Source organism: Streptomyces europaeiscabiei, assembly GCF_001550375.1.
Taxonomy (GTDB): Bacteria; Actinomycetota; Actinomycetes; order Streptomycetales; family Streptomycetaceae; genus Streptomyces; species Streptomyces europaeiscabiei.
In genome coordinates, this window is the sequence record NZ_LRTR01000812.1 from 1 (window position 1) to 22,854 (window position 22,854).

Annotated in this window: 16 protein-coding genes and 1 pseudogene; 8 read left to right on the forward strand and 9 right to left on the reverse strand. The window is 69.4% G+C overall.

Annotation, left to right across the window (positions count from 1 at the left end):
* The first annotated feature begins 355 nt into the window (after window positions 1–355).
* Window positions 356–868: a flavin reductase family protein gene (locus AWZ10_RS40180; RefSeq protein ID WP_037688490.1), complete on the forward strand. Its 513-nt coding sequence runs from the start codon at window positions 356–358 to the stop codon at window positions 866–868.
* A gap of 115 nt (window positions 869–983) precedes the next feature.
* On the opposite strand, the gene arfB is transcribed toward AWZ10_RS40180, so the two are convergent.
* Window positions 984–1,412, reverse strand: coding sequence for an alternative ribosome rescue aminoacyl-tRNA hydrolase ArfB (gene arfB, locus AWZ10_RS40185; protein ID WP_037688487.1), 429 nt, complete (start codon window positions 1,410–1,412; stop codon window positions 984–986).
* A gap of 213 nt (window positions 1,413–1,625) precedes the next feature.
* Between arfB and AWZ10_RS40190 the strand changes: the two genes are divergently transcribed.
* Window positions 1,626–2,201 carry a TerD family protein gene (locus tag AWZ10_RS40190; RefSeq protein WP_037688484.1) on the forward strand — a complete coding sequence of 192 codons (576 nt, stop codon included), beginning with the start codon at window positions 1,626–1,628 and terminating at the stop codon, window positions 2,199–2,201.
* A gap of 96 nt (window positions 2,202–2,297) precedes the next feature.
* On the opposite strand, the gene AWZ10_RS40195 is transcribed toward AWZ10_RS40190, so the two are convergent.
* On the reverse strand, window positions 2,298–2,957 hold the full coding sequence (locus tag AWZ10_RS40195; RefSeq protein ID WP_234360691.1) for a hypothetical protein: 660 nt from the start codon (window positions 2,955–2,957) through the stop codon (window positions 2,298–2,300).
* A 216-nt stretch (window positions 2,958–3,173) separates the two neighbouring features.
* Between AWZ10_RS40195 and AWZ10_RS40200 the strand changes: the two genes are divergently transcribed.
* Window positions 3,174–4,196: a bifunctional GNAT family N-acetyltransferase/NUDIX hydrolase gene (locus AWZ10_RS40200; RefSeq protein ID WP_060893548.1), complete on the forward strand. Its 1,023-nt coding sequence runs from the start codon at window positions 3,174–3,176 to the stop codon at window positions 4,194–4,196.
* Between the two features lie 13 nt (window positions 4,197–4,209).
* Here AWZ10_RS40200 and AWZ10_RS40205 read toward each other — a convergent pair whose 3' ends face one another.
* Entirely contained in the window at window positions 4,210–5,859 is a 1,650-nt protein-coding gene (locus AWZ10_RS40205) for a M1 family metallopeptidase (protein WP_060893534.1), read from the reverse strand.
* Between the two features lie 7 nt (window positions 5,860–5,866).
* On the opposite strand from AWZ10_RS40205, the gene AWZ10_RS40210 reads away from it, so the two are divergent.
* Entirely contained in the window at window positions 5,867–6,367 is a 501-nt protein-coding gene (locus AWZ10_RS40210) for a hypothetical protein (protein WP_037688478.1), read from the forward strand.
* Between the two features lie 175 nt (window positions 6,368–6,542).
* On the opposite strand, the gene AWZ10_RS40215 is transcribed toward AWZ10_RS40210, so the two are convergent.
* Window positions 6,543–7,229 carry a pentapeptide repeat-containing protein gene (locus tag AWZ10_RS40215; protein ID WP_107307957.1) on the reverse strand — a complete coding sequence of 229 codons (687 nt, stop codon included), beginning with the start codon at window positions 7,227–7,229 and terminating at the stop codon, window positions 6,543–6,545.
* 182 nt (window positions 7,230–7,411) lie between these two features.
* On the opposite strand from AWZ10_RS40215, the gene AWZ10_RS40220 reads away from it, so the two are divergent.
* Entirely contained in the window at window positions 7,412–8,704 is a 1,293-nt protein-coding gene (locus AWZ10_RS40220) for an FAD-dependent oxidoreductase (RefSeq protein ID WP_107307956.1), read from the forward strand.
* Between the two features lie 78 nt (window positions 8,705–8,782).
* Window positions 8,783–9,754 carry a zinc-binding dehydrogenase gene (locus AWZ10_RS40225; RefSeq protein WP_060893535.1) on the forward strand — a complete coding sequence of 324 codons (972 nt, stop codon included), beginning with the start codon at window positions 8,783–8,785 and terminating at the stop codon, window positions 9,752–9,754.
* Between the two features lie 169 nt (window positions 9,755–9,923).
* Here AWZ10_RS40225 and AWZ10_RS40230 read toward each other — a convergent pair whose 3' ends face one another.
* Window positions 9,924–11,336 carry an NAD(P)/FAD-dependent oxidoreductase gene (locus AWZ10_RS40230; RefSeq protein WP_060893536.1) on the reverse strand — a complete coding sequence of 471 codons (1,413 nt, stop codon included), beginning with the start codon at window positions 11,334–11,336 and terminating at the stop codon, window positions 9,924–9,926.
* Window positions 11,337–11,453: 117 nt separating this feature from the next.
* Between AWZ10_RS40230 and AWZ10_RS40235 the strand changes: the two genes are divergently transcribed.
* On the forward strand, window positions 11,454–12,341 hold the full coding sequence (locus tag AWZ10_RS40235) for an aminoglycoside phosphotransferase family protein (RefSeq protein ID WP_060893537.1): 888 nt from the start codon (window positions 11,454–11,456) through the stop codon (window positions 12,339–12,341).
* 719 nt (window positions 12,342–13,060) lie between these two features.
* Here AWZ10_RS40235 and AWZ10_RS40240 read toward each other — a convergent pair.
* The 4 genes and pseudogenes from AWZ10_RS40240 to AWZ10_RS40255 all read right to left on the reverse strand — a co-directional run bounded on the left by AWZ10_RS40240 (window position 13,061) and on the right by AWZ10_RS40255 (window position 21,736).
* Entirely contained in the window at window positions 13,061–13,249 is a 189-nt protein-coding gene (locus tag AWZ10_RS40240; RefSeq protein ID WP_159058537.1) for a hypothetical protein, read from the reverse strand.
* Between the two features lie 67 nt (window positions 13,250–13,316).
* Window positions 13,317–19,394, reverse strand: coding sequence for a DNRLRE domain-containing protein (locus AWZ10_RS40245; protein WP_276145738.1), 6,078 nt, complete (start codon window positions 19,392–19,394; stop codon window positions 13,317–13,319).
* A 444-nt stretch (window positions 19,395–19,838) separates the two neighbouring features.
* A pseudogene (locus tag AWZ10_RS40250) lies at window positions 19,839–20,489 on the reverse strand (response regulator transcription factor); the annotation flags it as partial.
* Window positions 20,486–21,736: a sensor histidine kinase gene (locus AWZ10_RS40255; protein WP_240439394.1), complete on the reverse strand. Its 1,251-nt coding sequence runs from the start codon at window positions 21,734–21,736 to the stop codon at window positions 20,486–20,488. The pseudogene AWZ10_RS40250 and the gene AWZ10_RS40255, both read right to left, overlap by 4 nt.
* Window positions 21,737–22,072: 336 nt before the next feature.
* On the opposite strand from AWZ10_RS40255, the gene AWZ10_RS40260 reads away from it, so the two are divergent.
* On the forward strand, window positions 22,073–22,666 hold the full coding sequence (locus AWZ10_RS40260; protein ID WP_244172712.1) for a hypothetical protein: 594 nt from the start codon (window positions 22,073–22,075) through the stop codon (window positions 22,664–22,666).
* Window positions 22,667–22,854: the final 188 nt, after the last annotated feature.

Here is a 22,854-nt window from a genome sequence, read left to right on the forward strand (position 1 = left end):
CAAGTTCCGATGCCGCTGGTCAGGAGTACTTCTCCCAGCTGTGATCAAGTCGCGGACCGCCCAGTTCGTGAAAGCCCGAGGCTAGGTCGTAGGTCCGGGTGACGGGTCGGGCCCTGGCCCGATGTGGCGGCCGGCCGCCGAGGATTAGCGTGCGGACGTGTCGAAGACCTCACCCTCAGCCCCGCCGGTGCCACCGCGCACCGATCCTCCGGTTCCTCCCGCCCTTTCCGTTGCTCCGGTTCCTCCCGCTCTTTCCGTTCCTGTGGCGCTTCCCATTCCTGTCGCAAATTCGTCGGCCGCCGCGCGGAGCACCCCGGCCGCCCACGGTTCCCTGTCCGGCGGGCATGCTGAGGGGGTGAGTGAAGACGAGTTCCGAGCCGCGATGTCCCGACTGGCGGCCGGTGTGGTCCTGGTGACCGCGCACGAGGCGGCGCTGGATCAGGACGGGCCGCGCGGCGAGGACGTCGGCATGACGGCCACCTCGTTCATGTCGGTGTCCCTCGACCCGCCCCTCGTCATGGTCAGCCTCCGCGAGGGTTCCCGCATGGACGACCTTCTCGACGAGCAGCCCCTGTGGGCCGTCTCCGTCCTCTCCGACCACCAGCGCACCATCGCCGGCCGCTTCGCCATGAAGGGCCGTGTGAGCGACCGCCTCCTCTTCGACGACCTCTCGTACACCCGGGGCGAAATCACCGGCGCCCCCCTGATCGACGACGCCCTGGCGACCCTGGAATGCCGCACCGAACAACGGGTGACCGCCGGCGACCACACCCTCGTCATCGGCAGGGTCCTGGCTTCGACGGCGCCGGGGTCCGGAGGCGGCCCCCTGGCCTATTTCCGGGGCCGTTACAGGCATTTGGCCCCGTAAGGGCCGGCCCCGCCGGAAGCGTGGGAATTCGCGCGAGCGACCCGACCACGACGCTCCGGCGCCTACCACCTACCGATGGCCACCTGCCACCTACGCAGGAGCGCCCACCCGGGCCTCAGCCCCAGTCCCGCCCCGACCGCCCCCGCTTGGTGTCGGACCGCTGCTTCTTCTCCCGCAGCCGCCGCTCGTTGATCCCCCTCGGGATACGGGTGGCCCGCCGCGGCCTGGGCGGCGGAGCGGTCGCCTCCGCGAGCAGCGCGGCCAGACGTACGGCGGCGGTCTCCCGGTTGCGCCACTGGGAACGGTGCTCGGAGGCCCGCACGCTGACGACCCCCTCGACGAGGCGCCCCGCGAGCCGCTCCAGCGCCCGCGCCTTCCACACCTCGGGAAGTGCCTCGGTGTTCGCGAGGTCGAACCGCAGCTCGACCTGCGAGTCACTGGTGTTGACGTGTTGTCCGCCGGGACCGGAGGACCGGGAGAAACGCCACATGAGCTCGGCCTCGGGAAGCGAGACGGAGCCACGGATGACGTGAGGACCGGACATGCCCCCATCGTCGCGCGGATGTCCGGTCCACGTCACGCCCTTTTCACCGCATCCGGCGATGCTGCCTTCCGCGCCCGGCCGAAGCCCGGGTAAAGAAAGTAAAAACCGCAGGAACCTCTGGCGCCCCTCCCGACGTTCATAGGGGTACAGGTAGCTTCGTCCCCGGCACGAAGCCCGTAAGGCACGTACGCAACGAGGGAAGGACTCCCAACCATGGCTGTAAGCCTGTCCAAGGGTGGCAACGTCTCGCTCACCAAGGAGGCTCCGGGCCTGACCGCCGTCACCGTGGGGCTCGGCTGGGACGTCCGCAGCACCACCGGCACGGACTTCGACCTCGACGCCTCCGCGATCGCGGTCAACACGCAGGGCAAGGTCTACTCGGACGGCCACTTCGTCTTCTTCAACAACAAGCAGACCCCGGACCAGACCATCGTCCACACCGGTGACAACCGCACGGGTGAGGGCGCGGGCGACGACGAGGCGATCAACGTGAACCTGGCGGGTCTCCCCGCCGACATCGACAAGATCGTCTTCCCGGTCTCCATCTACGACGCCGAGAACCGCTCGCAGAACTTCGGCCAGGTCCGCAACGCCTACATCCGCATCGTCAACCAGGCCGGCGGCGCCGAGATCGCCCGCTACGACCTCTCCGAGGACGCCGCCACCGAGACCGCCATGGTCTTCGGCGAGCTGTACCGCAACGGCGCCGAGTGGAAGTTCCGCGCGGTCGGCCAGGGCTACGCCTCGGGCCTCGTCGGCATCGCCCAGGACTTCGGCGTCAGCGTCTGACGTTCCGACGTCCGGGGCGCCGACGCCCCGCACCGCACCACACCGCCGAAGGCCCCGCCGCGACGCCCGCCGTCGCAGCGGGGCCTTCGGCCGTCCTCACACCCGCCAGTCGGCGGAGTACTGGATGTGCAGCCAGGCGGGTACGTGCCGTCGGTTCCGCGGTCGCGACCATGGCCCCGCGCCCAGCTCGACACAGAAGTGCCCGGCGTGCGGGTACCGGTACGGGAACGACGGGGCCTGGTCGACGAGGCCGCGCAGGGCGGTGCCGTACTCGCGGAACGCGGTGGGGCTGCCCACGACGAAGAGCGTGTGCGCCGCGATGTCGAAGGCAAGGTGGTCGCGGTACGACCGGTGGTGCCGCCGTTCGTGATCGATCGCGGCCTCGTCCGGGAAGTCCTGGTCCGGAGTGCCCGTCGTCTGCGGCCTGCCGGCGTCGAGCCGTGACCGCACCTGCTTCCACGAGGCGGTCGGAAACCGCAGGCTGTGGTGGACCAGAACCAGGTCCAGTGAGACGGGTTCACCGTCGCCGACGAAGGCGCCGTCGGGCGCGGGACGGGCACGGATCGGCAGATGGACCAGCGACCGGGCGGACCGCGCGGCCAACGCCCACAGGGCGACGAGCTGCTCCGCGCCGGCCCGGTCGGCGTACATCGACAGCCAGTGATGGTCGTCGCGCAACACCAGCCGTGCCGGGGAGAGGGCCGGCCGGATCACCCGGAACTCGTCGCCGCCCAGCCGGGCCCTGTGCACACGCACCCGCTGCTCCACACGCCCCCTCGCACCCCATGGCTCCCGCGCATCCGGAGGAACTGTAGGTCCCGGCGCCCAGCAACGAGTATGGAGTTGTGGGTGGGGGTTGTGGGTGGGGAGTTGTGGTGGGGAGTTGTGGTGGGGGGCAGGGGAGCGTGGGGCGGAAATCGAATCGCTCGGTCCGGAGCCGGTGTCAGACCCGGTCGATAGCGTGCGGGCATGCTGCTGCTCGAACCACTCCACCCGGCCGAGGACGGAACCATTCCCGGCCCTCTCCTCGCCGAACTCACCGCCCTGCACGCCTCCAACCGCGACTTCTACACCCTCAGCGGTGACTTTCCGGACGCGGACGACATCCGTCCCGAGCAGGTGGCTGCGGCACTGTCGGTGGAGCTGGCCAACCCGGACGCGGAGATCCTGCTCGCCCGCGACGGCGGCGGCGCCATCCTCGGTGACTACGGAGGCAGCCTCGGTGAGAGCGGCGACAGCGGCAGCCGGCGGCTCGTCGGGGTGGCCATCACCCTCGCGCGCCATCCCGATCCGGCCGACCCCGACCCGTGGATCGGGCTGCTGCTCGTCGACGCCGCAGCTCAACGACGGGGGTACGGGCGGCAGTTGGCGACCCTCGTCGAGGAACGGTTCCGGCGGGCAGGGCGTACCGCCGTGCGGCTGGCGGCGCTCGACAACAACCCCGGCGCCCTGGCGTTCTGGACGTCTCTCGGTTACGAGGTCGTCGAGCGTCGCCGGGACCGCCAACTGGGGCGCCCCTGCACGGTGCTGCGCAAAACGCTGCGTACGCCTCGCCGGGCCGCACGGGTCGCCGTACTCGATCCGGAGGGTGCCGTCTTCCTGTTCAAGTACCACAACGCGGAGGTGGGCGTGCACTGGGCGCTGCCCGGAGGCGGTCTGGAGGCGGACGAGACACCGCGCGAGGGTGCCTTGCGGGAACTGCGCGAGGAAACGGGCTGGACGGACGTGGAGCCGGGCGCCTTCCTCGGTACCTGGGAGCACGACTTCACCCGCGCCGGCATCTCCGTCCGTCAGCACGACCACATGTTCGTGGCCCGGGGGCCCCGCCGTGAGCCGGTCGGTGGCCTCCTCGCCGCCGCGCGCACCAAGGAAGGCATCCTGGCCTGGCGCTGGTGGACCCGCCAGGAGCTCACCGAGGCGGAGGAGGCCGTGTGGCCGCCCGAACTGCTGTCGCTGCTGACGGAGTTCGAGAGGGCGGAGAAATCCGGGAAGTGACGGGACACCACTCTCACGCCTCCGGTGGCCTGCCCTCCCCGTACAGCCATTCCTCCCAGATCGGGGTCAGGTCCGCGTCCGGAGCCGTCTTCCGCGCGAACTTCTCGACGTACGCCGTGAAGTCGGCCGTGTCCGCGTTGCCGTGGCGGTGAGCGGTCGCCCAGCCCCGGATCAGCCCGAAGAAGGCGTCGTCGCCGACCGCCTCGCGGATCTTGTGCAGGACCATGGCACCGCGCTCGTACACCGGGCTGTCGGAGATACGGGCGGCGCTCGGCGGCTTCGCGGGCGGAAAGTCCCAGACGGCCTCGCTCGAGGCGGCGTCCTGGTGGTGGTCGCCCTCGTACAGCGCGTCGAAGATCTCCTGGGCGGTGTCGCCGCCGTGGTCCTCCTCCCACAGCCACTCGGCGTACGTGGCGAAGCCCTCGTTGAGCCACATGTCCCGCCAGCTCTTCGGGGTGACGGAGTCGCCGTACCACTGGTGGGCCAGTTCGTGGACGAGGAGCGAGAGGTCGGGGGCGCCAGGGAAGACGGGGCGGTTCTGGGTCTCCAGGGCGTACGCCACGTCCTCCGGCCTCTCGACGATCGCGCCGGTGGAGGAGAAGGGGTACGGGCCGAAGTTCCCCTCCGCCCACTCGATGACCTCGGGGATCCGGCCGAGGACCGCGCGGCTGTCCTCGGCCTGCGCGGGATCGACGGCGACGTACACCGGAAGCCGACCCGCGCCCGTGCCTTCGCCCTCGTCCGCGCCCGTGTCTTCGCCCTCCCCCTCCCCCACCCTCACCGTCGAGTGCCGGATCTCGTACGTGCCGATCGCGATCGTGGCCACGTAACTCGCCATCGGCTCGGCGGTGTGCCAGGAGTAGCTCGTACGGCCGCTCTTGGTGGACTCGCTCCTCAACTCCCCGTTGGAGACGGCCCGCAGGCCCTCGGGGACGGTGACCGTGATGTCGTAGGTCGCCTTGTCGGAGGGGTGGTGGTTGCCGGGGAACCAGGTCATCGAGCCCGCCGGTTCGCCCAGCGCGAGGGCTCCGTCGGCGGTCGGCAGCCAACCCTCCCGGGAGCCGTCCGGGTCGGTGATCGTCTCCGGGGCGCCCGAGTAGCGCACCGTCGTACGGAACGTCTCCCCTTCACGGAGCCCGTTCTCGGGAGTGACGGTCAACTCCTGCCCCGCCCGCTTCCAACGCGCCGCCGCGCCCTCGACGGTGACCGACTCGACGTCCATCCCCTTCAGATCGAGGTTGAAGGAGCCGAGGTTGCGCGTCGCCCGTGCGGTGATGACGGCGGTGGCACGCAGGTGGGCGTCCGCCTCGGTGTCGACCCCGGCATCGGCATCGGGCTCGGTGTCGGCATCGACCCCGGCATCGGTGTCGGCATCGGGCTCGGTGCCGGGCTCAGTGCCGGAGTCGACATCGGGCTCGGTGTCCGTATCGGCCGGGGGTTCGTATCCGAGGGTGAGGGCGTAGTGGGTGACGTCGTAGCCGCCGTTGCCGAGTTTGGGGAAGTACGGGTCCCGGAGGCCGGCGGAACCCCTGCTCTCCTCGGCCGTGCCGCCGCCCCCGGTGCACGACGTGAGCGTGAGTGCCAGCGCGACGGTGAGCAGGGCGGCCGGGACAACCGGTGCGGATCGGGACACGTCGGGGATCCTATGAGGACATGACACCATCGCCTACGTGCTCGACATCGGCTACGCCCTCTCCAACCGCTTCCCCGACCCGCCGCAGACGGACTACCGCCGCGCCGACGTGTACGCGCTGCGCCACGACCTGTTCTGCGGTGACGTCTACCTCGCCGACACCAAGGCGGACCGGGAGCTGTCCACAGCCTGGGGATGGGTGCCGGTGCTGGACTTCGCGTGGGCGCTGTGCGACATCGTGGAACGGCTGGACCAGGACCCGGCCGGGTCCCGTGCCTCCCGGCCCCAGTACGCGGAACTCGACTTCACCGAGTCCACGGACCGCATGCTCTTCGAGCGGCGCTTCGGGTGGGTGGACGTCGAGGCGGACTGGATGCGGGCCGAGGAACCCCCGCTGACCTTCTCCCACGCCGAGCTCCGCCGCGAGGCCCGCGACTTCCTGCACGATGTGATCGCCGACCTCTGCGACCTCCACGACGCACTGGCCGAGAACCCGGCGATCTGGACCCTCCAGTCCCGCTTCCCCAGACTCCCGTAGGGGCACCGCGGTCATTCGCGGGCCCGGTGGGAGCGGAGTCCTTCAGGGGCGCGGGGGAACCACGCGAGCAACCACGACACACACGCGGGTGGGGGCCGAAGGGGCACCGCCCCCGGAGGATGGGAGCGGGTAGGGGCGGCGGGGGCGAAACCCACCCGGCGCCCCCGCACGTAAGTCACCCCTCCACTCGAATCCCCATCTCCGCCGCCAACACCGGCGCCAGGTCCATCAACTGGGCCGCGCTGATCACCGCCCCGGACAACCGATCCACCCCCCGCACGATCTCCACCGACGCGGCCCCCCGCAGATCCACATCCACCAGGGTCACGCCACTCAGATCGGCCCCCTTCAACGCGCACCCCACAAACGCGACCCGCTCCAGCCGCGCACCCGCGAAATCCGGCTCGACCAGCACGCAGTCCTCGAAGACCACGTCCTTGAGCCGGGCCTCACGCAGGTTGAGGTAGTCGATCTTCCCTCCGCGCACAAGCACCCGCTCCAGCACGGCCCCGTGCAACTGCACCCCACCGAGCCGCGCGTCGACCAGCTCCACGTCACGCAACGTCGCCTCGGCGAGATCCGTGCCGACACCCCGTATCCCGGTGAGGACGGAGTCGAGCACCCGAGCCCGGTGCAGCCGTGTCTCGTCCAGCGCGCAGCCTCTCAGCGCGCAGTCCATGAAGCGGGCACCCCCGCCGTCCTGCCCGGCGAAGTCCTCCTCACGGAACTCCAGCCCGTCATAGTCCCCGTCGGGCTCCAGCCCCCCGCCCGCATACGTGTCCAGCACCGGCAACCGCACCTCCGGCCGCCGCGCCGCCTTCACCACTGACCCCGACCTCGACCCGGACCTCGCCCTCACCATGCCCCCATCGTGCACCCCACCACTGACAATCCCCCTGACCTGCGCCGACACCCCGCCGAACCCCCAACCGACAGCCCCATGTCACATTCCGGCGCCCTCGACCTGTCGTACAAGCGGACAGCCGCCAAGGCGGCCGACACCGACCCGACACCGACCCGACGCCGACCGAGGGAGCCCCAGCCATGCACCGCGCTCCAGCCGAGCCCCACCCCTCCCCCCGTAGGGGCACCGCACCCCGCACCCATGCCGCACGCGTCCCCGCCCCCACCCCCCTCACCGTCATCGGCGGCGGTTTCGCCGGGCTCACCGCGGCGATCACCGCCGCCGAGGCGGGCGCGAAGGTCACCGTGTACGAGGCGCACCACACGCTCGGCGGCCGGGCGCGGACCGCGGAGGGGCCGTACCGGACGAACGAGGGACCGCACGCGCTGTACAGCGGCGGCCCGCACTGGACGTGGCTCGGGCAACGCGACCTGATCGGGCCGCTCGCGCCTCTCCCGCCCCTGGAGGCCGCCCGGCTGCGCCTGCACCACAAGGGCGCCCTGCGCCGGACCCCGCCGTTCGCGATGCTCAAGCTCCTGCGCCCACGCCGTACAGGCCAACAGGCGCCCGTCGACGTCGACTTCCTCACCTGGGCGACCGAACAGGCCGGCGAGGAGGCCGCGCGTGCCGCCGCCAACTACTCGGCGGTGGCACTGTTCCACCACGACCCGGGCTCCCTGTCCGCCGCCTTCGTGCAGGAACGGCTGCGCCGGGCCACGAAGTTGCCCCCGGAGGCGCACTACCCACGCGGTGGCTGGGCGAGCGTCATCGACCGCATGGCGGCCCGCGCCTGGAACCTCGGCGTCCGCATGGAGACCCTCAGCCGCGTCGACACCCTCGACGCCCTCACCGGCAACAGCGCCAAGGGCAGAGGCAAGGGCACCGGCCCGATCATCGTCGCCACCTCCCTCGCCGCCGCCCGCCGTCTGCTCAAGGACGACTCGCTGACCTGGCCGAGCGGCCGTACGGCACTCGTCGACCTCGCCGTACGCACCCGCCGGGGCGACGCGTTCGCGGTCTCCGACCTGGACGCGCCCGGCTGGATCGAACGGTTCACCGCGCAGGACCGCACGCTGGCCCCGGCGGGCGAACAGTTGCTCCAGGGGCAGTTCCCGATCGGTCCGCACGAGTCACGGGCGGACGGCGTCGCCCGAGCGGAACGCCTGCTCGACCTGGGCTTCCCCGGCTGGCGGGACCGGGTCACCCGGCGGCGCGAGGCGACCGCGAACGGCCGTACGGGCGCGGTCGACCCGCCCGGCACCAGCTGGCGCGACCGCCCGGCCGTGGACCGGGGAGACGGCGTGTACCTCGCGGGCGACCAGGTCGCGGCGCCGGGCGTGCTCTCGGAGGTGTCGTTCAACAGCGCCCTCGCGGCCGTCTCGCTGGCGCTGGGCAGAAGCTCGAAGAGCACCCTTGACCTCAAGCATGCTTGAGGTCGGAGGCTGGGGCTCGCCATGCGAAACGAGGCGTATACACGCCACGCGCACGCGAGACCGCCCAAGGGGGCCCACATGCACGCCATCCGTCTGCACGCCTTCGGTCCGGCCGAGAACCTCACGTACGAGGAGGTCGCGGACCCCGAGCCAGGTCCGGGCCAGGTCCGTATCGCCGTCGCCGCGGCGGGCGTACACCTGCTGGACACAGCCATCCGCGAGGGCCGCCCCGGGCCCGGACCGACACCGGAACTGCCCACGGTCCCCGGCCGCGAGATCGCCGGCGTCGTCGAGGCGCTCGGGGAGGGCACAGCGGAACTCTGGCTCGGCAGACGGGTCACCGCACACCTCGGCTTCGTGCCCGGCGGTTACGCCGAGTTGGCCGTCACGGAGGTCGAACGGCTGCACGAGATCCCGGAGAACCTCGACTTCGCCGAGGCCGTCGCGATGATCGGCACGGGCCGTACGGCGATGGGGATCCTGCTCTTCGCCGAACCGGGCCCGGACGACGTGGTCGTGGTCCCGGCCGCGGCCGGCGGTCTCGGCACACTGCTCGTGCAGTACGCCAAGAACGCGGGCGCCACGGTGGTCGGCCTGGCCGGCGGCCCCGAGAAGACGGCCCGGGTGGCGGCGAACGGCGCCGACCTCGCCGTCGACTACACGGACCCGGCGTGGCCGGAGAAGGTCGCGGCGTACCGGGGAAAGGCCACGATCGTCTTCGACGGGGTCGGCGGGACGGCGGCGCGGGAATCCGTCGCCCTCCTCGCCCCCGGCGGCAGGCATATCGTCTTCGGCTGGTCGGCGAGCGGGATCAAGGAGGGCGGACCGTACGTCGTCGAGGGCGTCTCGGAGTCGGTCCTGGGCGAGGAGATGCGGCGCCGGGCGGGCGGCCCCGACCCCATCCGCACCCTCGAACTCCGCGCCCTCGCCGCAGCCGCCACCGGCCGCCTCACCCCGGCCGTCCACCGCTTCCCCCTCACCCAGGCAGCCGCCGCCCACCGAGCCCTGGAAAACCGCGGCACCACCGGAAAGGTGGTGCTGGAGCCATGACATCCCATGCCCCCGGCCCGACCACGGGACCATCGCCGCCCCGGACCAGCGAAGCGCGGTTCGCACGCAAGCGGGACACAGCACTCACGGATCTCCCCGGGGTCGTCGTGCCATCAGCACCGACTCGTGCCGTCAACGCCCGACTCGTGCCCTCAGCGCCGAGCTGCCCTCAGTGCCGCCCCGCCACCCGGTCCGCCCACCGCGCCAACCGCGACGACTCCCCCTTGTGCGAGGCGGCTTCACGCCGGTCGGCGGTGCGATACGTCGCGTACATCCCCTGCACCCCCGCCCAACGCAACGGCTCCGGCTCCCACTTGCGCACCCGGTGGTTCACCCACGGCAGCGAGGTCAGCTCCGTCGCCCCGGCCTGCCCCGAGTCCCGCTGGACGAGGTCGCGGAGGGTGCGGGCGGCGAGGTTGGCGGTGGCCACACCGGAGCCGACGTAACCGCCCGCCCAGCCGAGCCCCGTCGACCGGTCCAGGGTGACCGTGGCACACCAGTCACGGGGGACCCCGAGCACACCCGACCAGGCATGGTCGACCTTCACCCCCGTCAGCGAGGGGAAGAACTTCACCAGGATCTCGTACAGCGCCTCGATCGTCGCCGCCTGCGTACGCCCGTCGTTGTCCGTCCGCGACCCGAAGCGGTACGGCACCCCGCGCCCGCCGAGCGCGATCCGGTCGTCGGCGGTGCGCTGGGCGTACATGTACGCGTGCGCCATGTCACCGAGCGTCTCGCGGCCCTCCCAGCCGATCGTCGCCCACTGCGCGGGGGTCAGCGGCTCGGTGGCGATCATCGACGAGTTCATCGGCAGCCAGGTCCGCCGCTGCCCCTTGAGGTTCGCCGTGAAGCCCTCCGTGCAGCGCAGCGCATAGGGCGCCCGGACCGTGCCGTACGGCGTGACCGCGTGCCCCGGCCGGATCTCGGTCACCGGCGTCAGCTCATGCACGGTCACCCCCAGCCCCTCGACGACGGCCGCCAGCCCCGTCACCAGCTTCACCGGGTTCAGCCGCGCCCCGTGCGGCGTCCACGTCGACCCCACGGCATCGGCGACCCGGATCCGCTCGGCCGTCTCCCGCGCGCCGTACAGCTCGCGGTCGTCCTCCCCGTACGCGAGTTCGTGTTCGTGAAAGGCCCTGAGCCGCGCCGACTGAGCGGGGGTGTACGCGACTTCGAGCACCCCGCCCCGATGGATGTCCGCCTCGACCCCCTCCGCCCCCGCCACGCGCACGACCTCGTCGACGGTCGCGTTCATGGCCCGCTGCAACCGCACGGCGGCCTCCCGCCCGTGCAGCCGCGCGTACCGGTCCCGTCCCGCGATCCCGTTGTAGAGCCACCCGCCATTGCGCCCCGAAGCCCCGTACCCGCAGAACTTCCGTTCCATGACGACGACCCGCAGAGAAGGGGCGGCCTTCTTCAGGTAGTAGGCCGTCCACAGCCCGGTGTACCCACCCCCCACGATCACCACATCGGCGGACGCGTCCCCGGCCAGCGGCTCCCTGGGAACGGGAAGGCCGGCCTGCGCGTACCAGAAGGAGACCCCACCGTTGACGGTGCCGGCGATCGCGTCCGAGCTGCTCATGGCCGGACGCTATCCCTGCCGACGGGCCCTGTCTCCTACGGATTTCGTGGCGCACGTGCCGCCGCCGGGCCGGAAATCCGGAGAACTCCGGGAAGGCGCACGCGTAGTGTCGCCCACATGACCGATGCCATCTCGGTACCGGAGGAACTGGCCGCCACGCTGGAGATGTTCTTCGACGCGAAGGGCGTGACCTTCGCCGCCGCCCTTCCGGACCTGGCCACCACATTCCTGAACCGGTGGGGGCTGCGCCTCGACGGGCCGGCCATGCACGGCATGTGCGCCCTGGTCCTGCCCGTGGTCCGCACGGCCGACGACACCCCGGCGGTCCTCAAGCTCCAGATCCTCGACGCCGAGAGCGAGGGCGAGCCGGTCGCGCTGCGCGTCTGGGACGGCGACGGGGCGGTACGGCTCCTCGCCCACGACGGCGAAACGGGCACCATGCTGCTCGAACGCCTCGACCCGGCCCGCATGCTGTCCCACGAGCCCGACACCCGCAAGGCCGTCCTGGTCATCGCCCGCCTCCTGGCCCACCTGACCACCGCAGCGGCCCCGCCGGCCATGCGGCGCCTGTCCGACATCGCGACGGACATGCTGGACCGCACCCCACCGGTCCTGGCCCGCATCCCGGACACGTCCGAGAGCCGCCTGATCGCGGACTGCGCGGCAGCGCTGCGCGAGGTCGTGTCCGAACCCGGCGACCGCCTCCTCCACTGGGACCTGCACTTCGACAACGTCCTGGGCGCCGACCGCGCCCCCTGGCTCGCCATCGACCCCAAGCCCCTCGCCGGCGACCCCGCCTTCGAACTCTGGCCGGCCCTGAACAACCGCTTCGACCCGAACGAGGTCCCCTGGCGCTTCGACGCGATGACGGACGTCCTCGCCTTGGACCGCGACCGCGCCCGAGCCTGGACCCTCGCCCGCCTCCTCCAGAACGCCATCTGGGAGATCGAAGAAGGCCGCCCCCTCGACCCCGACGACCTGGAACTCGCCCGCCGCCTCCGCTGATCCACCCCTCCAACAACAAGATCCCGGGCCACCATCGCGACCCGGGATCCGAGGAGCCCCCTGTCGGATTCGAACCGACGACCTACGCACTACAAGGGCTGGTGGGGTTGTGATGGCGGGTGTCACATGATCACACCAAATCCCGTTTTCCCTGACCAGCGGCTTGCAGGCAGCTCTGCGCCTGCCTCTGCATCCATATGCTGCCGCGCCGTCCGCTCACGCATTGCTCACGCATCGCAAGCTAGCCTCCTTGGCCACCCTGGAGGTGGTCGTTCAAGCCCGGCACGTACCCGATCCCATTGGCCCGGACAGGGCACCAACCATGCCCCAGCGCGAGGGGCGCCCTCTTCGCAATCGGCAACGTCGGCCTTCCAAAGCAGAGCCAGTTGGAAGGCCGACGTCACTCAGGGTCCGGTGCAGCCGCAGCGCCAGAGGTTGTGCCGACCCCCTTAAAGCATCAGGTGCGAGGGGTCAGGAATCAACACCCGAGTTCTCTCCTCCACGGGAGTCGATTTCTCGATGATGAAGTCGTGCAAGCGGTATCCCGAGCACCACGATGACGGATCCCACGTAGATAAGCACACCACCCTGCGGGGACCCTTCATCGTAAGAAGAGATCGCCCACACAGCCCCGGAAATAATCACCCCGACGCCTATGAGAAAACAGGCGACCGAGAGCCTTCCCGGTCGAGTGGAGAGGATACCTCGCCATCCCGGAATCAACCGCTGCTCCTGTCCTCATCCGATATTCGGCGTTGCATCATCCGGCGATGCTGAAATGCCAACAGCACTCCGAACAAAGCAGGAAACAGGGCGAGACGCAGAACACCGGTCGACAGGTCGAGTTGCTGCTCACTGTCGGTGAATAGCCCCCACAAGACGCCACCAGTGAAGAGCGCCAGAGCCAAGGACAGAAGCATCACGGATGCCCTGCCTGCCGTAGATGACATGAACCAACGCACTGAGGTCTCCATCCTACTGATGCCAGGCGTACGTGGGGCCCACGTGAGATCTGACAATCTTTGTTCCTCTGCGGGGGTAGTGCTTCAGGAGATACCCGAGGTACCACTGATAGAAGTCGGTCAGCGCGACAACGCCGCCCAGGATGAAGATGGCAGCCACCATTCCGACGCCCGGAACCGCTCCGGACACTGCCGAGGCAAGAGCACCCAGCTTCTTCCCGCCTTCGAGCATATCGATAAGCCACTCGGTCTTCTTCCGGCTCAGCTTGAGCGTGCAGGACGTCAATCCGCAGGAGAAGCCGGTCTTGTTGTACTTCTTGATCGGCTTCCGACCGTCAAGGTCATACCTGTTGATCGGGTCGAGCGGGTAGCTGTAGGCGTTCGCGTTGCCCCCGTATACCGGGTCGACACTGAGGAATCGCCCAGTTGTGGAGTCGTACAACCGGACTCCCATGAGGGTCAGTCCGCTGAGGGTGTGAGTCGACCTCTGATAGGTACCGAGTGAGCCGTACCGGGTCGCGGAGGTGCCGTCGAGCTTGTTGCCGTACTCGTCGTAGTGCTGGACCGTGCTCGCCACGGTGGTGTCGAGCGGTTGCTGGACCATGATGTCGCCGTGGATGTTGGCGAAGTGGAGGACTATGGAGCCACTGGCCCCTGTGGTGGCGGTCAGCCCACCCGTCATGTCCGTGATGTTGCGGCTGACCGTGTCGCCGGTCTTGCTCCACGTCGGACGGTCAGTTGCGTCACCATAGTGGCTGGTGGTGGTGCCACCAGTGCTCCACGTGCCATCGTTCGCCTGGGTCTGGGCGGTCTGGACAGCGAGGCGTCCAGCGGCGTCCAGGCTCCAGGAGTTACGGCTGGTGCCGACGGTCTCCGAGGCCACCAAGTCGTTGGTGTGGTAGCCCAGAGCCGATTCACCGTTGGAGGTGGTGCGGCCGAACGCGTCGTAGACGTAGCCGGAGTTCACCAAACGGTCGGCGCTGTCGTAGGTGTACGACGTAGTGGCCGTGGTGGTGTCGTCGGTGCTGCTGTCGCAGTCGTCCAAGTTGGTCTTCAGCGCGGTGCGGTTGCTGCTGGCGTCGAGGGTGTAGGCGCGGGTGAGGCAGCCGCTCGTGGTGGTGTCGGCCGCCTGGGTGAGGCGGCCTGAATTGTCGTAGGTGTATTCGGACTGGGTAGTGGAGCCGTCTGTCTGCGTGTGGCCCGTCTGACGGCCGGTTATCGCATATCCGGCGTTGTCGGAAGCCACCGTAACGCCGTCCGAGGACGTGTATTCGCGGCCGGTCTCCTTGCCGGTCGGATCGGTGGTGACGGTGAGTTTGTAGTCACCCGGCAGCGTTTCGGAGGTCAGCGCGCCGTCCGCGTCGTAGGAGGCGGTGAACGTGCCAGCGACCGAGTCGGTCAAGGTCTTGAGGTTGCCCGCTGTGCTGTAGGTGTAGGTCACCGTGGACGGGGCCGAGTCGGTGGTCTTGACCGGTCGGTTCAGGAGGTCGTAGGCCGTGGTGCTGGTGTTGCCCGCACCGTCGTCGTACGAGATCGGGCGACCGAGGGTGTCGTATCCGTAGGTGATCGTCTGGCTGTTTGAGGACTGCGTGGCGACTTTGCCGTTGGCCGTGTTGTAGGTGACGGTGGTGGCCGGTGTGGCCGTACCGATGCCTCCTGTGATCGCCGTCTTGGTGACGCGGCCTGCGGCATCCACGGTGGTCGTGGTCGTGCGGGCCACGCTGCCGGCCGTTTCGGCCTTGGTGGCGATCTGTCCCCAGCGGTCGTAGGTGGAGACCGTGGTGACCTGGCTGGCGGGGTTGTTGCCACCGCCCGTGACCGTGGCCGCCGGTGTGGTCCGGCACAGCAGCCCGGCCCAGATCACCGAGGAGCAGGCGCCCGTGCTATCGGCGCTGTAGTACGTGTATTGGAGCGTGCCGGCGTCCGAGCCCGACGATCCCGCGGTGCGGGTGGTCGCCACGCGGCCGGAACCGTCGTACGCCGTGACCGTGGTGCTCTCCTCCCCACCGCTAGTGAACTTCTGCTGTCCGGTGGCCCAGTCGTAGGCGGCCGTCGATGTCTGCGTGTCCGCGTCGGTGGCGTATCCCGGTATTGCCGCTCCTGTCACCACCGAGGTCACGAGGCCGGAGACCGCGGCGGAGGTAGGTCGGTCCTCGTCGTACGAGTACGACGTGTGTTCACGGGCCGGGGTCGCTGTCCCGGCGGCTAGCGTGGTCTCGCTGGTGGAGCCCGTCAGCTGCTTCGTGAGGGTCACGTGGTGCAGCGGTCCGTACTCGTCGGTGAGGCGTTCGCCATCCGCCGAGTACTCCGAGACCGTGGACAACTGCTGAGCTCGTTCGGCTGTGGACAGGTCACTCAGGCCGAGCGTGGCCAGTTCGCCTGAAGCTCCGTTTGCTGTGCCGAGGGCGAGTTCACGGTTGGCGGCGGTCAGTTCGGCCACCGTGTTGCCGTATTCGTCGTACTCGGTGGTGGTGAGCGCGCCGCCGGGGCCCGCGGTGTTGGTCTCCTCGCCGTTGGCGCTGATGTAGGTAATGGTCGCCCGACCGTAATCGGACGCTGCCAGACCCGCACCGTTGCTGGACGACGGTACGGAGTCGGCGGGGAAGACCGCTGTGGCGTCGATGGGCGCCTCGTTCTGGGCCCAGGTGGCGACCGTGGCGGCGTCCATCTGCTGCGGGGCAGTGGGGCCGGAGAGCGGGACGTCGTAGACGACCGTGGTAGCCGCGGTGCCCGACGTGGCGCTCGCGGACCCCTCGGCGAGACCAGAGCGGGACGCCTTGAGCAGCATGCCCGCCCCCGCGGTGAGCGCGGAGCCGGCCTTGCCGTAGGTGAACGCCCAGGGCAGCTCACCCGGTGCGGCAAGCGTGGCGACGCGGCCGTCGGAATCGTAGGTGTAGGTGGTCTTCAGCGCAGGGCTGACCCGCGGGTCCCAGGCTTCACGCAGACGGCCGGAGCCGCTGTACCGGTAGGAAGCAATGGTCTCGACGGTCGCGGCGGAGGCACCGGGGTCGGTGGCCCAGAGCCGGATCGACTTGACCCGGTCCTTGTAGTCACCGACCGCGCTGTCTGTGGCTGTCGTGGCGTCCGCGTAGACGAACTCCAGTACCCGGCAGCCCTTCGTGGACGGCGTCGCCTGGCAGGTCGTCGCGTTGACCGCGCTCGTCGGCGAAACCACGTATCTCGGACGCGCCAGCTTCTTGCCGTCGACGTCCACTGTGGTCGAGAAGACGGTGACCGTCGAGTCGTCGACCGCCGAGGCCGACGAATAGAGCGCCCACGTCGTCGAGGAATCTTCCGCCTTGGCGAACACGGCGGTGTTGGCTTCCGTGTCGGTCAGTGTGAACTTCTTGGTGCTGGTCGAATAGGCCAGGGTGAGGGACTCCGCGCCGATCTCCGGCTCCCAGCCGCCCCCGCTCGTCTCCGTGAACGCGATCGCGCTGCCGTCACCGGAGAGCACCTCGACGGAAGTGCCGGAGGTCTCGCGGAGCTGCGTGTAGTCACTTGCTGCTGCCGTGACGGACGACGTCCAACCGGGGCCGAAGATCTCGGCCTGGCCCTCGGTGTCGGTGGCGTTGGCGCGGGATGAATACGTGCGCTCCACGCTCGCCTCGAATGCCGTGGCGTCAGTGCCCGACAGGGTGTAATCACCGGTGAGTTGGTTCACCTCCCCGGGGCCAACCTGGGCCGACGGAGCAGTGCCGGCGTCACGGTCGAGGGTGACCTCGACCGTCTGCGAATGGCCGGTGGTGGTGCCGTCGGTGAATGCGGCACGCAGTTCGATCACACCGTCCTCGGTGAGCGAGGAGACGGAGTTCCACACCAACTTCGTCGCGGTGCCACTGGTGACAGCCACCGGCCACGAGGGGACTGCGTTTCCCGAGGCCGTGACGTGCGCGATCGGCACGGTGTGCCAGTCATCTGCCTCGCCCCGCCGGTACTGCCACGTCACGCCGGTGTAGGAAGGCAGCCCCTTGGCAGAGAGAGTCAGGCGACGTGCGGTGTCGTCGCCGTCCTTCGGCGACAGAATCGCCGCGCCGTCCGCGCCTACACCGAAGCTGTAGGCAGTGGTGGACGTGGAAAGGTTTCCGCCGGAGTCGACCGTACGGACATACAGGGTGTGCCAGCCGCTCGCCGGGTCGATCGAGATAGTGGCTGCGTCACCACCCGATCCGTTCGTGGTGTCGAGCTTCTTGTTCGGCAGGCTGCTGTCGTCCAAGCCCCAGTGGTAGCCGGCGCCATCGCTGGAGGAAGTGTCTATGGCGCAGGACACCGCGGAGGCGGCCTTCGCGGTCCAGCCGTTCTCCTCGTACGTGTCGCAGGAGACGGTCGGCGCTGCTGGCTTTGTCGTGTTCAGTGCGAATGTGGTGTGGCCGGTCCAGGATCCGTAGTCCGTGCCGTCGTACGCCCGCACCCGGTAACGCAGGTGCGCTCCCGCCGGAAACGCGTTGGCCGAGGCGATCGCGAGCGTCGCGGCGGAGCCGGAAGCGACCGAGGCAGACGTACCCGTGTAGGAGTAGGTGGTGTCCGCGTAGGCAGGGTCCGCGCTGATCTCGAACTGAGCCTTCGTCTTCGATCCGTCCGGATCAGTCACCTTCGCCGACAACGTCGGCGTCAGCGACGTCACATACCGGTTGCCGTTGTAGGTGTTGACCTGCGAGGGCGAGATCGCCGTCGAACCGGGCAACGCCGGGTAGGAGTTGTACGTCACCGTCAGGTGCGGCTCGGTGGAGCCGTCCCCCGACACGTAGTTGGCTGAGCGGAAACGACGCCAGGTGAAGGAGTCCGCCTCGTCAGCGCCCGCGATCCGCAGACCATGGTTCGTGGAACCGTCCGCCCATGCCTGCACGATGGCGTCGATATCGAAGTTCATCGTGCCGGCCGGGCAGTCGGTGGCCGAGTAGCCCTTGGCCGCCGTGTTCGTCACCGCGCCCGTCGCGGTGGTCGACGGCTGGTCGCCCCAGGTGATGTCCGACGACGACCACGCCCCGGTGATCCGCCGCACCTGCGTGCCCGCTCCCGTCGTCTGGCAGGTCGAGGAGTGGTACGAGTACAGCGCCAGGTTCGTGTCGGTGATGTGCTTGCCCTTGAACGCCGACACGTCGAACTTCAGATACGAGCGGGCCTTCGTGTTTCCCCCGTCGTACGTGCCCGACTTCAACTCCGTCGAGGAGACCTGCGAGTCGGTGTAGTCGGTGGCCACCCAGGTGTCCGTGGTGACGGCGAGCGTGGACGTGGGGTCGACGGTGACCGGATAGGTCAGATCCCGCTCGAAGTAGTCCGCGTCTGGGGTGAGAACCAGGGTTTGGCCGCCGTCCTCGGCGGTCTCGACCTTCGTCGCCACCTTCTCCTGATGCTTCGACTCGCCGGAGAGCTTGTCCTTGGAGGAGTCCCACATCATCGGCGCCGGCGCTTCGGCCACCAGTTTCCCGGCGCCGTCCTTCATCAGCAGGTGCCCTGAATCGGCCACCGACAGCTTCAGGCCGTCCAGGTCCAACGGAATGCTGAACTGCAGGCCCGCCTGGGGAGCGGTGTCCAGCACGACGTTCTGGCTGAAGCCCTGAGCCAGAGCCGTCACCGTCAGCGTCTGCCCGGCCCCGATGTCGTACGAGGCGGTATCACCCTTCACCGAGGGGGTGGGCAGCTCGGACTCCCAGCCCATCCCGAAGGACTTCTCCCCCTTCGCCACCGACGCCAGCGCCTTGTCCCCGCCGTCGGAGACCTTGATCTCGGCCGCCGCTACATCCGGCTCCAAGGCCGAACCCTTGTCCGACAGCGAAGTATCGATGTCCTGCCAGACACCGCCCACCTTCTGCCGGACAGGACCGGCATACGTGGATGTCTGCAGTTCACCACTCGGCAGGGCGTACGTGGTCGAGGTCGCCGAACGCTCCGACAACGCCTCGATCTTCCGGTCCTGCAACCGGGCCATCAGCAACGCCGCCGCCGCCGAATCCGCCGACGAGGCAGCCGCCTTCTTGTCCGACGCAGACACCACCTCGGTGGTGTCAGAGCCGGTGGCGAACGCCGCACCCGACTCCAGCGACACCAGCGCCGTCTCCGCCGCCATCACCACGGCCACCGCCAGTGCCACACGCCTCAGCGAGCCGCGTGACGGTCTCGCCCGCCCCCGTGAAGACGGGAAGCCCCGTCCCCTGATTGGTCTCAACACAACTCCTGCGATCACCCCGTGCGCCCGATGCGCTACGAGCCGCGTGATCAAACAGCAGTAATTCATGAAAGTAAAGGCCAGGTTTATTCACACCGTTATCACAACGCGACTCGGTGAAGGATGTGCCGCCTTGACCGCCTCCAACTCAGGCCAGGCGACTGCCTCGTTGCCGCCTTCTCGCCCCCATAACCCACACCATGCCACCCCATACTGGGTCCCTCTTCTCTGGCATTCTCAGCTCCGTCTCACGCCAAACGCGCGATGATTGTGACCAAGCCGTGATCAGCAAGCATTAACGCAACGGGTGCAATCCCGACAGGCAAGCGTGCGACACTCCCTCACGGTCGTCGGCCAATTTGGGCCGACGATCCGGTAACCCACGCCGGGCGTGGTGGCGATGACAGGCGGGTCGCCGAGTTTGCGGCGCAGGCGGCTGATGGTCACCGTGACGGTGTTGGTGAACGGGTCGGCGTGCTCGTCCCAGACCTGTTCGAGGAGGTCCTCCGCGCTGAGGAAGGCAGGGCTCGCGCTCAGGAGGGCTTCGAGTACCGCGAACTCCTTCACGGAGAGGTCGAGGTGTCGGCCGTCGCGTGCGGCCGTACGGCCCAGCAGGTCGAGTTCGATGCCCGCCGTGCGCAGGGTGCGGGACCGGGCGGCGGGGCGGCGGCGGCCCAGGGCGCGGATGCGCAGGACAAGTTCGGGGAAGTGGAAGGGTTTGGCAAGGTAGTCGTCGGCGCCCAGGGCCAGGCCGCTGACGCGGTCGCCGGGCGAGTCGGCGGCGGTCAGCATCAGCACCATCACGCGGCTTTCCCGCTCGATGATCATCTGGCAGAGAGTGTCGCCGTGGATGCCGGGCAGGTCGCGGTCGAGCACGACGACGTCGTATGCATTGGTGTCAAGTTTGGCCGCGGCGTCGAGTCCGTCGTAGGCCACGTCCACGGCCATGCCCTGATCGCGCAGTCCCTCGGCGATGACCTCGGCGAGGGGGCGGGCGTCCTCGACCACCAGGACTCTCAACGGGCCACGCCCCTTTCTGCGTTGGGGGCCGCTGCCGTCCTGTCGTCCGTGCGGGGGAGGGTGACGGTGACGCGCAGGCCGCCGTCGGGACGGGCATGCAAGTCCAGGGTGCCGTGATGGGCCGCGACGATGGCCGCGACGATGGACAGGCCGAGGCCGCTGCCCCGGCCGGTGCTGGTCCGGTCTGCGCCGAGGCGGCGGAAGGGCTGCGCGAGGTCCGCCACCCTCTGCTGGTCCAGGACCGGACCGCTGGACTCGACGACGAGGGACACTGCGCTCCCGCCGTCCCCTTCACCTTCTTCGGCCCGTACCGCAGCTCCGATCCAGCCCCCTGCGTCGTTGTGCGCGATCGCGTTGTCGATCACGTTGTCGGCCGCGCGGCGCAGCAGTGTCCGGCTCCCCCACACCCACGCGGAGCCGTCGATACGGGTTTCGCGCACGGTCAGGCCCTTGGCCGCGATGTCCCCCGCTCGCCTGGCCAGGGCGTCCTGTGTGAGCCGGCCGAGGGCGAGCCGCCCCGTGTCGGTGAACTCGCCGTGCTGGGCGCGCGCCAGGACGAGGAAGCTCTCCAGCAGCAGGTCCACCTGGTCGAGTTCAGCACGCATCCGGGCGGCCAGCGTGGCCGTGGTCTCAGGTACGGGGCCCGGCTTGGCGAGGGCCACGTCCAGGGAGGCTCGCATCGTGGTGAGTGGAGTGCGCAGTTCGTGGGAGGCGTTGGCGACGAAGAGGCGCTGTGCCTCGAAGGAGCGTTCCAGGCGGCCGAGGAGGTCGTCGATGGTGTCGGCGAGGTCCTTCACCTCGTCGACAGGGCCGCCGATCGCCAGGCGTTCGTGCAGGCTGTCGGCGGTGATCCGGCGGGTGGCCGCTGTCATCACGCGCAGCGGGCGCAGTACCCGGCCTGCGAGGAACCAGCCGAGACCGACCGAGACCACCGTCATGACGCCAAGCGCGATGGCGGACCCGATCAGGATCTTTTTGGTCTGGATGTCGTGTGCCTGAGCCAGCTGCTGCTCCAGCTCGTCGATGCGGGCCTGGGCACTTGACGCCCTGTTAGGCCAAATCGTGCCGTTGTCGGGTGCGGCGGGGCTGGAGAGCGATCCGCCCACGGCCGCGATGGCGATCAGTGCCGTTCCGGAGAGCAGGAACAGAGTGGCGTACAAGGCGGTGAAGCGTGCGCGGGCGGTGCCACGGCGCAGGCCGAGCCTGGCGGTCAGGCTCGCCAACCGTCGGGGTGGTCCCCACTTCATATGTCTGCTCCCTTCCTGCGGTCTGAATCAGGGATGTCTCGGCCAAGGCCCTGTGACCAGGCTAAGCGGCGGCGCCTAACAGTGAAATGACAGCGCCCGTTCGGCCTCTGTAACCCATGTCGTCGCAGGATGGGGCCCAAGAGCGATGAGGGCTGTCGACGACGGCGGCTACGGCAGCAACGGCAGCGGCCGTCGAAGCGTCGGGCTGTACCAGACCATATGAGGGGAAGCTGTTTCGTGTTTCGTGTGAAGAGTGACCAGCCTGCTGCGGGCCGACGGTGGCTGCCCGCGACCCGGCGCGGGCGCTTGACTGCTCTTGCTGTCGCGGTGGCTGCCGTGGCGGGTGGGACTTTCGCCGGTGTTGCCACCGCCAATGGCGGTGACGAGGGGCCGCTGGCAGTCACGGCCCACATGATGGAGGGGATCCCGACCCTGACCGCGTCCGACTGGGTCACGCACGGCGACCACGCCGTCGTGATCGAGATGGTGCCCGGCAGCGAACGCAGGGGTGCCCTGCCGGAGGACAAGAAGGACAACGGTGAAGGGCACATCCCGCGCACCGCCACGATGAAGGTCGACCAGGTGCTGTGGTCCAAGCCCGGTGCCGAGGCCGCGCCGAAGACCTACCCGGTCGAGCTCCTGGGCTGGTGGTGGGAGGGCGACAGCGAGCGGGAGTTCGCCTGGCAGGGTGAGCCCCGCTACGAGGAGGGCCACAAGTACATCGCCCTGCTGGTGAAGGGCGGTGACGGCAAGTGGGGCGCCACCTTGCACGCGATGCCCTACGACGACGGGAAGGTCGGCACCGGCGAAAGCGCCGGGAAGACCAGCACCGGCGAAACCGCCGGTGAACTTCAGGGCCTGGAGAAGGAAGCCCACGGCAAGAACGCAGCCGCGGTGAAGCAGCTCCTGGAAGCGGCCCAGCCGAAGTAGCCGCACACACCGATATCGGCCCTGCGGCGGGGAACACTGCGCACCCCGCCGCACTGCTCTGAAGTGATCGAGGTTCCTTGCACGCCGCAGTCGCCCAGGGGCAGTCTTGCGGTGGGAGCATTGATGTGCTTCCGATAGGCAGGGGGCCCGGATCGACGGCCCGAGATCCAAGGTCGGGCCTTTCGCGG